General features: G+C 52.4%; 10 protein-coding genes. 5 read left to right on the top strand and 5 right to left on the bottom strand.

Annotated elements, in window-relative coordinates; all coding sequences use genetic code 11:
- The first annotated feature begins 55 nt into the window (after positions 1 to 55).
- Both aroB and IE117_RS11540 read left to right on the top strand, forming a co-directional pair.
- The gene (gene aroB, locus IE117_RS11545) at positions 56 to 1,093 is read left to right on the top strand and encodes a 3-dehydroquinate synthase (protein ID WP_189564571.1); all 1,038 of its coding nucleotides are present in this window, start codon (positions 56 to 58) and stop codon (positions 1,091 to 1,093) included.
- A gap of 99 nt (positions 1,094 to 1,192) precedes the next feature.
- Positions 1,193 to 1,765: a DUF4136 domain-containing protein gene (locus IE117_RS11540; protein WP_189564570.1), complete on the top strand. Its 573-nt coding sequence runs from the start codon at positions 1,193 to 1,195 to the stop codon at positions 1,763 to 1,765.
- A gap of 42 nt (positions 1,766 to 1,807) precedes the next feature.
- On the opposite strand, the gene IE117_RS11535 is transcribed toward IE117_RS11540, so the two are convergent.
- The 5 genes from IE117_RS11535 to gldB form a co-directional block, all read right to left on the bottom strand.
- Positions 1,808 to 2,995 carry a M20 metallopeptidase family protein gene (locus IE117_RS11535; RefSeq protein ID WP_189564569.1) on the bottom strand — a complete coding sequence of 396 codons (1,188 nt, stop codon included), beginning with the start codon at positions 2,993 to 2,995 and terminating at the stop codon, positions 1,808 to 1,810.
- Between the two features lie 111 nt (positions 2,996 to 3,106).
- Positions 3,107 to 4,087, bottom strand: a complete 981-nt coding sequence (locus IE117_RS11530) for an NAD(P)H-quinone oxidoreductase (protein WP_189564568.1) — start codon at positions 4,085 to 4,087, stop codon at positions 3,107 to 3,109.
- Between the two features lie 109 nt (positions 4,088 to 4,196).
- A complete protein-coding gene (locus IE117_RS11525) occupies positions 4,197 to 5,996 on the bottom strand; it encodes a MutS-related protein (RefSeq protein WP_189564567.1) in 1,800 nt (599 codons plus the stop codon).
- Between the two features lie 58 nt (positions 5,997 to 6,054).
- Positions 6,055 to 7,884 carry an ABC transporter ATP-binding protein gene (locus IE117_RS11520; RefSeq protein WP_189564566.1) on the bottom strand — a complete coding sequence of 610 codons (1,830 nt, stop codon included), beginning with the start codon at positions 7,882 to 7,884 and terminating at the stop codon, positions 6,055 to 6,057.
- 36 nt (positions 7,885 to 7,920) lie between these two features.
- Positions 7,921 to 8,919 carry a gliding motility lipoprotein GldB gene (gene gldB, locus IE117_RS11515; protein WP_189564565.1) on the bottom strand — a complete coding sequence of 333 codons (999 nt, stop codon included), beginning with the start codon at positions 8,917 to 8,919 and terminating at the stop codon, positions 7,921 to 7,923.
- Between the two features lie 63 nt (positions 8,920 to 8,982).
- Between gldB and IE117_RS11510 the strand changes: the two genes are divergently transcribed.
- The 3 genes from IE117_RS11510 to crtID all read left to right on the top strand — a co-directional run bounded on the left by IE117_RS11510 (position 8,983) and on the right by crtID (position 12,485).
- Positions 8,983 to 9,834, top strand: a complete 852-nt coding sequence (locus IE117_RS11510) for an NAD-dependent epimerase/dehydratase family protein (protein ID WP_189564564.1) — start codon at positions 8,983 to 8,985, stop codon at positions 9,832 to 9,834.
- Between the two features lie 285 nt (positions 9,835 to 10,119).
- Positions 10,120 to 10,632 carry an RNA polymerase sigma factor gene (locus tag IE117_RS11505; RefSeq protein ID WP_189564563.1) on the top strand — a complete coding sequence of 171 codons (513 nt, stop codon included), beginning with the start codon at positions 10,120 to 10,122 and terminating at the stop codon, positions 10,630 to 10,632.
- Positions 10,633 to 10,955: 323 nt separating this feature from the next.
- The gene (gene crtID / locus IE117_RS11500; RefSeq protein WP_189564562.1) at positions 10,956 to 12,485 is read left to right on the top strand and encodes a bifunctional phytoene desaturase/3,4-desaturase; all 1,530 of its coding nucleotides are present in this window, start codon (positions 10,956 to 10,958) and stop codon (positions 12,483 to 12,485) included.
- Positions 12,486 to 12,544: the final 59 nt, after the last annotated feature.

Raw genomic sequence — 12,544 nt, 5'->3', positions numbered from 1 at the left:
AGACATCCCTCGTATCTTTGACCCCTACCCATCCTCATTTTTTAACCGAAAATAAATGGACAACTCCGTACACATCAATCCCATTATCAGTAGCTTAGAAAGCCTCCTGGAAAATAAAGACTATTCTAAAATAATTGTAATCGCCGATACAAATACCCGGAAATTCTGCTACAACCGATTTAAAAGCAACCTTCCGAAGCATTCTGTCGTAAGTGTTCCTGTTGGTGAGGCACATAAGACTTTAGCGACCTGTGAGCAAATCTGGGAAGCCATGACCCGTGCCGAACTCGACCGCCACGCGTTGGTTATCAACGTCGGTGGGGGTGTTATCGGCGACATGGGTGGTTTTTGTGCCGCGACCTACAAACGTGGCATAGATTTTATCCAGGTACCTACCACGCTACTCGCGCAGGTAGATGCCAGCGTGGGCGGCAAGTTGGGTATTGATTTTCAAGGGTTCAAGAATCACCTGGGCGTTTTTCAGTTGCCTATTCGGGTACTGATCGATCCGGTTTTTCTGGAAACTTTGCCGGAACGTGAGCTGCGCTCGGGCTTTGCCGAAGTTGTGAAGCACTGCCTGATCGCCGATGTTGAAAAGTGGCACGAGATCAGGGAAAGGGATCTGGAAAGGCAAAACTGGCCTGATCTGATTGCACACTCGGTGGCCATCAAACAGGCCATCGTGGCGCAGGATCCCACCGAAAAAGGATTGCGGAAGATCCTGAACTTTGGCCACACGCTGGGCCATGCGGTAGAAACGCTGTTTTTGGCCAAGACACCGAAGGAGCGCCTAATGCACGGGGAGGCTATTGCGGCGGGGATGGTGATGGAGAGTTACCTGGCTTACCAGAAAAAAATGATTGATCGCCAAACCCTTGAACAGGTTGAGGAGTTTATGTTTTCGGTGTTTGGCAAAACCGCCATTCAGACCGACGAAGTAGAGACAATCATTTCGCTTACCCGGCAGGATAAAAAAAATCGCGGAAACGAAGTGCGCTTTTCGCTCCTGAATGCCGCCGGAAACTGCGCTTACGACGTTGCTGTGGCCCCGGCAGAAATGAGAAAGGCATTGCAATATTACATCGGCCTTTGAGTTACGACTTTGTGAATAATTTGTTAACGAGTTGATTGTTACGTTTTAATAAACTATATTTCGTTCCTTTTTCTTAACCTTTAAAACCTGAAATAGTATATGTTGAAATCTACTACGCTTTTGGCTGCCCTGGCGGTAGCTTTCATTCTGGCGGGCTGCTCTTATGGCCGTAAAGTATTCGTCGAGCATGATTACAGTTACGAAACCAATTTTAAGGACTACTCAACTTATACATTTCTGGAATGTGAGCGCGATACAAACAATCTCTGCACCGAAATTTATGAATCCATCCGCCGCCAAATGCAGGCGCGGGGCTACAAGCTGACCGCCGAGCGTCCGACGCTGCTGGTCAACTACGGCATCTTCTATGACAACCTGCGCTATCAGGGCTATATGCAGCCCGTCATCAAGACCTGGGTTGATACCGAGAACGACGGCTTTCGTTACGAACCAATCAAATATGCGCTCGACAAAGGCACACTCATCGTATCATTGATCGACGCCGAGAGTGATCAGGTCGTGTGGCGTGGCTACGCTTCGGGCCTTTTCAACGCCGGGCAGGATAATCCCAACAACTACTACCGGAACGTCGTCCGCCGCATCTTCGACCAGTATCCGCTGTTCGCCAAGGGTTACGACCCGCGGCGCTATACCGAGGAAATCGGCAGATAATCTGCCAATACTTTTTTGAAATTCCGACCCGACCAACTCCCCTTAGCGTTGGTCGAGTTCTTTTACGGCCAACCAGGCCATCAGTCCCGGCCCGATTTCCAGGGCACTTTCGTCAATATCGAAGGTTGGGGTGTGAACGCCCGAGACGATACCCCGCGCTTCGTTCCGGGTACCGAGTCGATAAAAGCAGGAATCAACCACTTGTGAGTAAAAAGCGAAGTCTTCGCCCGCCATCCACAGATCCAGATCCACCACATTGTCAGCGCCCATGTACTCCACAGCAGCGGCTCTGGTACGGCGGGTGAGTTCAGGATGGTTTTTCAGGAAAGGATACCCGTTCACGATTTCAAAGTCGCAACTGCCGCCCATCGCCTCAGCCATACCCTCAGCCATTTTCTTCATCCGGCGGAGTCCGTCGGCCCGCCATTCCTCGTCCATGCAGCGCCAGGTACCCTGAATCTTGACCTCATTGGGAACCACATTCGTGACGCCATCGGCAATAAACCGGCCGAACGAAAGTACCGACGGATTGGCAGGTTGCCGGTTGCGGCTGATGATCTGCTGCAAAGCCACGATAATGTGCGAGGCAATCAGGACGGGATCGATGAGTTGATCGGGAACGGCACCGTGGCCGCCCTTTCCGATAACGGTCAGGTAAAGCTCGTCGGTGCTGGCCATGTACATTCCCTCGCGGAAACCGATCTTCCCCACGGGTACATTGGGCGCGACGTGCTGCCCCAGCATTCCGGCGGGACGCGGATTTTCCAACACGCCATCCTTAATCATCAAAGAAGCACCACCCGGTGCCTTCTCCTCGGCGGGCTGAAACACCAGCTTAATCGTTCCCTCAAATTCGTCCCGCAACTGCGTCAGGATTCGGGCTGTCCCCAGTAGCGACGATGTGTGCACGTCATGACCACAGGCGTGCATCACGCCGGGATTTTGGGATTTGTAGGGAACGTCATTAGCCTCCGTAATCGGCAGTGCATCCATATCGGCCCGCAATCCCACCACGCGGCTCTCGGGATTGCGGCCTTTGATTAGCGCCACTACGCCCGTATCGGCCACGCCCTCCTGCGGTTCCAGTCCCAAATCTTTGAGCCGGTCTGCCACGAAACGGGCCGTTTTGTGCTCATTGAAAGACAATTCGGGATTTTGGTGTAAATGGCGGCGAGTCGCCACCGCATCAGCGGCCATTTCGCGGCTCAGGTCTTTTATTTTTTGAATCATAAAGTTTTTTTTCGGTTAAAGGTCAAGGGTGAACGGTGCTCAGATTTTGATAAAAGTAATCGAAGAACACCGTTTAACCTTTTCCCATTCACCCTTTAACCCAAAAACTAACTATTCCTTAATCTGCAAAACTACCTTCCCCGCACTGAGATTGGCTTCCATGTAGCGGTGCGCCTTGGCAACGTCGTGCCAGGAGAATACTTCATCCACGACCGGGCGAATGGTTTTGTTTTCCAGGGCTTCGTAAGCAAAATCCTTAAACTCCTGGGTGAGTTTGATCTGATACGCACGGCTACGGGAACGCAGGGTCGTGCCTGAAATCTGCAACCGCTTGAACACAATGGGTCCGATGTTCGCCGACGTCTTACCGCCCGCCATCACGGCCAGCATCACCAGCCGACCATCAGTTTGCAGCGCTTGAATATTCTGGTCAAAATAATCGCCGCCGATTGGGTCCACGATTAGGTTTACGCCTTTGTCTTCGGTGAGATCTTTCAATTTTTCCAAGAAAGGCCCTTTGCGGTAGTCGATGGCATGTTTTGCGCCAAGTTCCAGGCATAGCTCGTGCTTACCGGACGAAGCGGTTACGATCACTTCGGCCCCCATGAGTTGGGCGAGTTGGATGGCGGCGGTACCTACGCCGCTCGCTCCCGCGTGAAGCAGCACGGTTTCGCCTGCTTTCAGGCCTCCTACCCAATGCAACGCCTGGAAAGCCGTCAGGAAAACCTCCGGCACCGCGGCGGCATCGGTAAATTCCCAGCCGTCGGGTATAGGCATTGCCATGTCCTGGTGCATCACGGCAAACTCCGCGTAGCCACCACCCGGCAGCAGGCCGAACACCTTATCGCCAATCTGCCAGCGGGTGACGTCCTCGCCCACCGACTCTACTTCACCCGCGATTTCCAAGCCCATGATCAGGCTCGCGCCTTCGGGTGGCGGGTACTTTCCCTCGCGCTGCATGATGTCGGCGCGGTTGAGGGCCGTCGCGTGGACACGGACGCGGATTTCGTTCGCCTCGGGTTTGGGCGTGGGAAAGGGAGCCAGGTACAGTTCGTCGGCGGAGCCGGGTTGTTTTATTTGTATTGCGAGCATTTTTTTACTGAGAGTTTGAGAAATGGGCAGACTTGTTCATCATTTGCAAAATAATCTTGCCCATACCCCGATAAAACTATTCAACCAGTCGGACATCCACTTTAACACCTCACTCCCCCACCGCGATTCCCATCATGCGCATTAGTTCACTGGCGTTGAAGCTCTGGCAAATGCCTTCGTGCAGGCGATAATCGAAAACCAGTTTGCCATCCTGCACGTCGGAGCGGAAGTGGAAGTTCTGCACGAAAGGCTGAGTAACGCCCCATTCGCCCAGTTCGAGGTCGTGGGTGGATACCATGCCAGAGGCGGGCAGCGGGTGTAGTTGCTTGATGAGCGCTTCCGCTCCCCGATGGCGGTCGGCGGAGTTGGTGCCTTTCAGAATTTCATCCAACAGGTAGAAGATAGGTAGTTGCCGGGCAGAATCACCAGCCAGTTCCAGTAGTTGCCGCAGCCTTTTGAGTTCGGCGTAAAAAGAGGAAGTATTCTCGACCAGCGAATCCTGTGTCCGCATGCTACTGAATACCTGCACGGGTGCACAGGCCAGGCTCTCGGCGCAGACGACAGTGCCCATTTGCGCCAGCACCAGGTTGATGCCAACGGTGCGCAGAAAGGTACTTTTACCCGACATATTCGATCCCGTCACGAGCATCGTGTGTCCCGTACCCACTAACGAAAAATCGTTACTTACCCGCGCCTCAGCGGGAATGAGCGGGTGGCCCATCTGTGCGGCTTCGATGTGAACGTCATCTTCCCAGGCTACCTGCGGCAGCGGGTAGTTTGGGTGAGCAAATGCGAAGCCTGACAAGCTATTCATGGCTTCTGTATCAGCCAGGGCGTCGAGCCAGGCGGCCAACTCGGTACCGTGCGCCTTTTTCCATTTTTCAAGAGCCGCCAGACAGTGCAAATCCCACAAGAAAGGAATTCCTACGAATATAAGGAAGATAGGGTGCAGGCGATAGTCGAGCCGGGCAAACCACTGACCGACCGTGCGGATGGCGGCGGAGGCTTTGTTGATTGCATTCTGTCGCAATTGCCACCAGCGCGATTGGTGTGGGGCGTCATTAGCCAGTTCCAGCAGGTCGGCGTAGGCCACCAGCGTCAGTCCCAGGTCGGTAGTGCGATTAGTGAGGTCCTGAATGCCCGCGTTGTAGCGTTTCAAGATAAAGCCCTGCCACAAAATACTCAGCCAGAAAAACCAGCTTGACAATATGCCAAGTGCAGCCAACACGCCGAGCACTACCGTTACGGCGGGCCACCACCGCCAGCGCAGCGATTTTTGCAGCGACTCATCCATAACTTCATTCACCCAGGTTCGAAGCGCGCCCACCTGCTGTGAGGCGTGATCGTGGAGCAGGGCGGTCGCCTCCCAACTTTGCCGCCAGTCGACGTGTGACTTGAATTCCCGCACGGCTTCCTGCCGCATCAGAATTTCGTCCAGCGGGGCGGGGCGGGTGAGCCAGTGCGCCAGGCGGCGACTCCCTTCGTCGGTGCGGGTGCGGTTCAGAAGCCGGTACAGCGAGTGTTTGCCAAAAACATCGAGATCAGTGGCATAAGGATGGAGCGGATCAGTGTACTGTTCGCCCGTTTCGGAACGCAGGAATTTGAAATCAAGACGCGCCAGTTCATCGGTGTTGGTAGTTTGGAGATTGCGCAGAAAGTTGCGCCGCCGCTTGGCCTTTTGCTGCCGACCCATCAGGGCTACGAACAGGATACCCGCCGCTAATCCGAGGACACCCCAAAGTGGCTCATTCTGGTTGCTCCATAAACCCAGCGAAACTACCAACGCCACAAACGACAACAGCCTTCCTCCGGCCAAGCCGTTGAAAAGCTGTTGCGCAACCTCCTCCTTCCCGGTGGCATCTTTTAATTGTGCCTGGAAGTAGTCGGCGGGTGAAAAATTTTGCTCCATAGTTTTCTTTTCACCCAAAATATTGATGATCGAATTTTAAATAATTGCAACTGTTGTTTTACACTTCTGCGGCTTCAAACTGCAATTTGATCAGGTTGGCGTAAAGGCCATTATCGATCAAAGCCAGCTGGTTGTGTGAGCCGGACTCGACGATCTGCCCTTCTCTGATGACGTAAATCGTGTCCACCTTGCGGATGGTGGCCAGCCGGTGAGCAATGACGATCGTCGTGCGGTTTTTCATCAACTCATCCAGTGCCGATTGTACCAGTTGCTCGCTCTCGGCGTCGAGCGAACTTGTGGCTTCGTCCAGGATCAGAATTTTCGGATCTTTCAGGATGGCCCTCGCGATAGCCACACGCTGCCGCTGCCCTCCCGAAAGTTTCACACCGCGCTCTCCGACGATGGTTTGCATTCCCTCGGGGAAAGAGTCGATGAATTGCAGAGCATTGGCCTTGCGGGCCGCTTCCCTGACCTCATCCGCCGCCGCACCGGGCCGACCGTAGGCGATGTTTTCCTGGATCGTGCCCCCAAACAGCATTACTTCCTGCGGTACGATGGCCATCATGCTCCGTAATGCGCTGAGCGGATAGGCGGCCACATCGACGCCGTCCACCAGGATTTTACCGTGTTGCGGATTGTAAAAGCGCATGAGCAGCTGCACAATCGTGGACTTGCCCGCGCCGCTATAACCAACAAGCGCGATTTTCTCACCCGCCGCCACGTCGAATGATATACCTTTCAAGACCTCCACATCAGGACGGGAGGGATAGTTGAAGCGAACATCCTGGTAAGCAATATGGCCCTCCACATTGGGGATAACCTTATCCTCTTGGTCAAGATCGACTTCCGAAGTCTCACCCAGAATCTCGACCAGCCGCTCGGACGAGCCGATAGTCTTGTTGATTTGGGCATACATATCACCCAGGCCGCCCATGGCACCGCCGATAAACGTAGTGTAGAGCACAAAAGTGAACAGGTCGGCGATAGTCAGCTCGCCAGTCTGCACCAGATTGGCGCCGTACCATATGACCCCTACAATACCCCCAAACAGGGCAAAAATGATGAACGAGACGAAGCCGCCCCGGAAGTTGGCCGCTTTCAACGCATTTTCCACTACGCGGTCGAGAGCGGTTCGGTAGCGATTCACTTCCAGCCGCTCATTGGTAAAGGCCTTTACTACCTGCACCGATTGCAGGGTTTCCTCGGCGATAACGTTGGCTGCCGCCAGCTCGTCCTGTGCTTTCTTGGAAAGTCGCCGGATGTACCGCCCGAAAAACATCGCCGCTACGACCATGATCGGGAAGGTCGCCAGCATAAACAGGGTCAGCTTCCAGGAAGTGAGCGAAATGAGAGTGATGCCCACAAAAAGCGTGGCGATTTGCCGGAAAAATTCGGCGATGGTGAACGACAGCACATCCCGCAGTTGCGTAACGTCGGAGGTGATGCGGCTTGTCAGCTCGCCCACGCGGCGTCCTTCCAGAAAAGGAATGGGCAATGTGATGATGCGGCTGTACACATCGCGGCGGACATCGGCCATGGCCCACTCGCTTACCCGGGAGAAAAGATAGATGCGGAAATAGGAAAATACGGCCTGAAACACCAAAATCACGATCAACACGCCGGTGATCTGGTTGATCGTATAGCTGGATTTCCCCTCGATGACCTCGATGATACTGCCAACCAGCTTGGGAAATGCCAGCGAAGTACCCGTAGAAAGAATCAGAAAGATAAATCCAGCAATAAAGTAGGATTTATAAGGAAGGGTGTATCGGAAAATTTCCAGGGTTTTCTTAAGACCCGTCCAACTCAACTTCTTAACGGCAAAAGGCGACTGCGAAGATTTGTCTTCTTCATCGTCGTCACCTCGCCCAAATCTGCTTTTAGCCATTTTCTTCTTAGTTATTGAATTTGAGGATGTGTTTCATCACTCGTCAATCTGCCCCTTGTAGCCCGACTGCTGTAGTATCTGCCGGGCGTCGGGATTTTTCATCAGTTCCTGTAAAGTAACTTCGGGATTGTTGGCCAGGTACATGCTGACAATGCGCCAACCGAGCCAGCGCCCGATGCCGCCCGGTACGTCTTCCCCTATTTCGGGGGTAAAGGGCCGCTCTCCCACGTATTTCTGTTTAATCTGTTCTGCCTTTTCATAAAGCAGTTTATTTTCCACCACAAATGCCCAAATCTGCGTCTGGCTATTATACGTACGCACGAGGTCGCGCTCCGAAAAACCGAGGATAAGGCTGTCGGGCGTTTGGGGCACGCAGTGCTTTACAAACTCGAACGCTTTGCCATAACCAATCATATCAGCCAGTAAAGTCCTGTCCTGCGGATCGGTGCGCACATAACGATCTGACATAAAGAACAGGATGGATGGAACCAGGTATTCCTTCTGGTACCGACTGAGCTGATAAGTGTACACCTGCGGACGGTAGGTGGCTTTCGGCCCGCCGAAATATTCCAGACCAATGATTATCAGGCTGTCTGATACATACAGATCATTACCCAGAAACCCTGTCACAATGGTTTCTACACGGGGCGGCTGAAAATCAGGGTAGTAGTACTTAAGATGCCGGAAGGCTTCTTCCAGCGGCTCTTCCAGAGTGTCCTGCGGCTTGCCAAACAAAGAATCTACCTGGTTTTTGAATCTCTGAAGTTCGTTATTACGTATCTGTTCGTAAAGTCGACTGGCCAGAGAAGTATCCTGGGCGTATCCTTCAAAATAGACCTTCTGAAGGTAAGAATGCCGGTTGAGGAATGATTTTACTTCTTCCAGGCTCCGGCAGGCGAACAAAGCGCCTTCCAGTGATTCCACTTCTACATCTGCCCGAATGCCGCTCAAGTCGGGTTCGCGGTTGGTGAGGGAGTCGCAGCCAGCCAGGAGAACGGCCAGGCAAAGAAAAGCAAAGATTCGGTTGAGGTACATTCGCTCGAGATCGGGAAACACGTTAGTCGAACACGCAAAAGTAATTAAAAAGTTGCAGTCCCTATGCCCGACCCGACCATCAAAACAATAAGCATCATCGGCTGCGGCTGGCTGGGTTTCCCATTGGCTACTCACCTGCTGGAAAGTGGGTACCCCCACATCAAGGGTAGTACCACTTCATCTGAGAAATTGCCAGTGCTCCGGCAGGCAGGAATCGATGCTCATATAGCTTCGCTTACCCCCGAACCGCAAGGCCAAAACTGGCCCGACCTGCTGGCAGCCGATACGCTCATCGTGGACATTCCACCCCGGCAGTCAAAACAAGGTGAGGATTTCCATCCCCAACAGATGCGTAATTTGGCTTCACTGATTGAAAACTCCCCCCTGTCGGAAATTATTTATGTGAGTTCTACCTCTGTTTACCCCGAGTTGAACAAAACAATGTCCGAGGACGACGTACTAGACCCTCAGCAGTCGGCCTCCCCCCATTTGGTGGAGGCCGAACAGATAATCACTGGACTAAGGAAAGCAGGCAAAACGGTGACTATTCTGCGTTGCGGCGGTCTGATGGGCTACGACCGTATTCCGGGAAAATACGTGCGGGGCAGAAGGGACATCACGACGGGCGATGTACCGGTCAATTACATCCACCGTGACGACGTGGTGGCAATCATTAGTGCCCTCCTGACGCAGGAAATCGGCAATGAGACCTTCAACGTGGTGGCCCCGGAGCATCCGCCGCGCCGCGCGGTCTACGAGAAATCCTGCCTTGAGAACCATTGGGAAGTACCCACTTTCACTCAGCCTGAGAGTCCTGAGTCATTCAAGGTAGTGTCCTCAGAGAAAATAACCCGTCGCCTGTCCTACACTTTTGCTTATCCCAATCCCCTCGACTTCCACTATTACAAAGGCTAAAAACATAGCGGCACAATTGTTTAACCTTCTGTGCAAAAATCGAGCATCCCGTTATACGTAGACCAATCGATCGAACGGACTCTAAATAATGAAATTCCGACTTTTTTTTTAAATATTAAACACCGATACTATTTTATTTTTCAACATAAGTAACGTGTTTAATATTAAAACCTTCTATAATCCGTTAGTATTTTAAAAAATAATTGAGGTTAGAATTTGGAATTTTGTTTAACATTCATTTATTTTGGTTCAACAAAACGAGGTCATTAAAAACAGCTACCCACTATGACTGCCCTTGAATTCACTTACAATCTGGACCAGGTCTCCAAGACGCTGCGTCCCTTTGCCCTCCGGCTCACTCGCGATACCGAAGATGCAAACGATCTGCTACAGGATACAATGCTGAAAGCGTTTACCAATCGCGAAAAGTACACTGATGGTACCAACCTGAAGGCGTGGCTTTACACGATTATGAAGAACACCTTCATTACCAACTACCAGCGCATGGTGCGGCGGAAGACTTTCATCGATACTACCGACAACCTGCACTATATCAATACGGCTGATAACAGTACAGACAACCAGGCGTATACCACATTCGCAATGGAGGACATCACCCAAGCCATTGAGTCACTGGACGGAGCGTATAAAACGCCCTTCATGATGCACTTCCGGGGATTCAAATACCATGAGATTGCGGCGAAGCTCGAAATCCCCATTGGCACGGTCAAAAATCGCATTCACATCGCACGCAAAGAGTTGAAAAGAATGTTGCGGGTGTACTCGCGGCTTGATTGATGAAGCTATGAGCGGTTGACCGTGCAGCGAATATGGCTGATAGCCCGGTAGGGTGAATCCGCTCCAACCAATGGTTTTACTTGAACAAAAGGCCAGATCAGTACTTTCTGGCCTTTTACTTTTTCAAGCAATCCACTTTTCCTATTCTTGCCGGAAAATTAATGTTCTTTGCAGGACATAATACGATGAATGGAATCTGTGCCTGTATTTTGTTTTGAATTGTCGTTCACCGCTCAGAAGGCGAACCAGAATTTGGTGGGCCGCAGCGGTAACTACCCACCTGGCCATGCCACCATTCTATCATTCACTCATTTTATCGCCGCATGGGCGGTTCCGTCAAATTGAACAGAGTCATCGTCATAGGTTCCGGTTTTGCCGGGCTTTCAGCAGCCACGCGACTGGCACAACGAGGGTATGATGTCACGCTATTGGAAAAAAACAGCGTCCCCGGCGGACGGGCGCGCGTGTTTGAATCCCACGGCTTTACTTTCGACATGGGGCCAAGCTGGTACTGGATGCCCGACATATTCGAGGATTACTTCGCCGAATTTGGTAAAAAACCCGCGGACTACTATGAACTGGTCCGGCTGGACCCTTCCTATAAAGTGGTCTTCGGGCCTACCCAGGACATGGACCTTCCGGCGGATATGCCGGGACTCAGAAGTCTGTTCGAGTCTGTTGAACCGGGAAGTGCCGCACAGCTGGATGAATTTCTGCGGCAGGCGGCATATAAGTACAAAGTGGGAATCAAGAAATTCGTGTGGAAGCCCAGCCGGAAAGTCTCGGAATTTTTGAGTTTGAAGCTACTCTACGACGTTACCAGGCTGGATGTCTTCCAGCCTTTTGCCACGCATGTGCGTAAGTTTTTTAAAGACCCGCGACTGCTGCAACTTGTCGAATTCCCCATCCTGTTTTTGGGTGCGACCGCCCAGAAAACACCCGCCATGTACAGCCTGATGAACTACGCCGAGATGACCATGGGGACCTGGTACCCAATGGGGGGCATGCACGAAATCGTGCGCGGCATGGTGGCTTTGGCCGAAGAGGTGGGCGTCAAAATCATTATGAACCAGAACGTCCGGCATATTTCGGTCAAAGAAGGCCACGCCGACCGCGTACTTACTGAGGAGGCCACCTACGAAGCCGACATCGTGGTGGCCGGGGCCGACTACCACCACGTGGACAGTCAATTGCTGGCCGAACCTTACCAGAATTACGACGAAGGCTACTGGGATAAGCGCGTCATGGCCCCGTCGTCGCTGCTTTTCTATTTGGGAATCAATAAAAAAGTACCCAAACTAACGCATCACAATCTTTTCTTCGACGAGGATTTCGCCCTGCACTCCCAAGAAATTTATGAAGACCCGAAATGGCCCTCGCGTCCGCTATTTTATGTTTCGGCCCCTTCCAAAACAGACCCTGGCGTTGCTCCCGCAGGCAGCGAGAATTTATTCGTCCTGATTCCGGTCGCACCGGGGCTGAGCGGCGACACCGAGGAAGTGCGTGAGAAGTATTATAATCTGGTAATGGAGCGGCTGGAAGCCTACGTGGGTGAACCCGTCCGTCCGCACGTGGTATTCAAGAGAAGTTATGCGCATGCTGAGTTCATAGCCGACTATAACGCTTTTAAGGGAAATGCCTATGGGCTGGCTAATACGCTGCGGCAAACGGCCATCCTGAAGCCCGGTCTGAAAAACAGGAAAGTAAAGAACCTGTACTATACGGGTCAATTGACTGTTCCCGGCCCCGGCGTTCCGCCCTCTCTGATCTCCGGGCTTGTCGTAGCCGGGGAAGTAGAAAAAGAGTTTCCCGTGGTACAGGCGGCGCGACGGTCGCCAGCCAGCCTGTCTTAGTTGCAGTGGCATTTTGTTACTGTCCAGGACTCAGTTATACCAGACTTTGCGTGCTTTCA

It is taken from the genome of Persicitalea jodogahamensis, assembly GCF_014651615.1.
Taxonomy (GTDB): Bacteria; Bacteroidota; Bacteroidia; order Cytophagales; family Spirosomataceae; genus Persicitalea; species Persicitalea jodogahamensis.
Note: the sequence above shows the minus strand (reverse complement) of the source record. Positions and strands in the feature narration are given on the sequence as shown.

Excerpts from the sequence above, each read along its gene's own strand:
- crtID (WP_189564562.1), top strand. The coding sequence starts at position 10,956 with ATGGGCGGTTCCGTCAAATTGAACAGAGTCATCGTCATAGGTTCCGGT.
- gldB (WP_189564565.1), bottom strand. The coding sequence starts at position 8,919 with ATGTACCTCAACCGAATCTTTGCTTTTCTTTGCCTGGCCGTTCTCCTG.
- IE117_RS11530 (WP_189564568.1), bottom strand. The coding sequence starts at position 4,087 with ATGCTCGCAATACAAATAAAACAACCCGGCTCCGCCGACGAACTGTAC.
- IE117_RS11510 (WP_189564564.1), top strand. The coding sequence starts at position 8,983 with ATGCCCGACCCGACCATCAAAACAATAAGCATCATCGGCTGCGGCTGG.
- aroB (WP_189564571.1), top strand. The coding sequence starts at position 56 with ATGGACAACTCCGTACACATCAATCCCATTATCAGTAGCTTAGAAAGC.
- IE117_RS11505 (WP_189564563.1), top strand. The coding sequence starts at position 10,120 with ATGACTGCCCTTGAATTCACTTACAATCTGGACCAGGTCTCCAAGACG.
- IE117_RS11520 (WP_189564566.1), bottom strand. The coding sequence starts at position 7,884 with ATGGCTAAAAGCAGATTTGGGCGAGGTGACGACGATGAAGAAGACAAA.
- IE117_RS11535 (WP_189564569.1), bottom strand. The coding sequence starts at position 2,995 with ATGATTCAAAAAATAAAAGACCTGAGCCGCGAAATGGCCGCTGATGCG.
- IE117_RS11540 (WP_189564570.1), top strand. The coding sequence starts at position 1,193 with ATGTTGAAATCTACTACGCTTTTGGCTGCCCTGGCGGTAGCTTTCATT.
- IE117_RS11525 (WP_189564567.1), bottom strand. The coding sequence starts at position 5,996 with ATGGAGCAAAATTTTTCACCCGCCGACTACTTCCAGGCACAATTAAAA.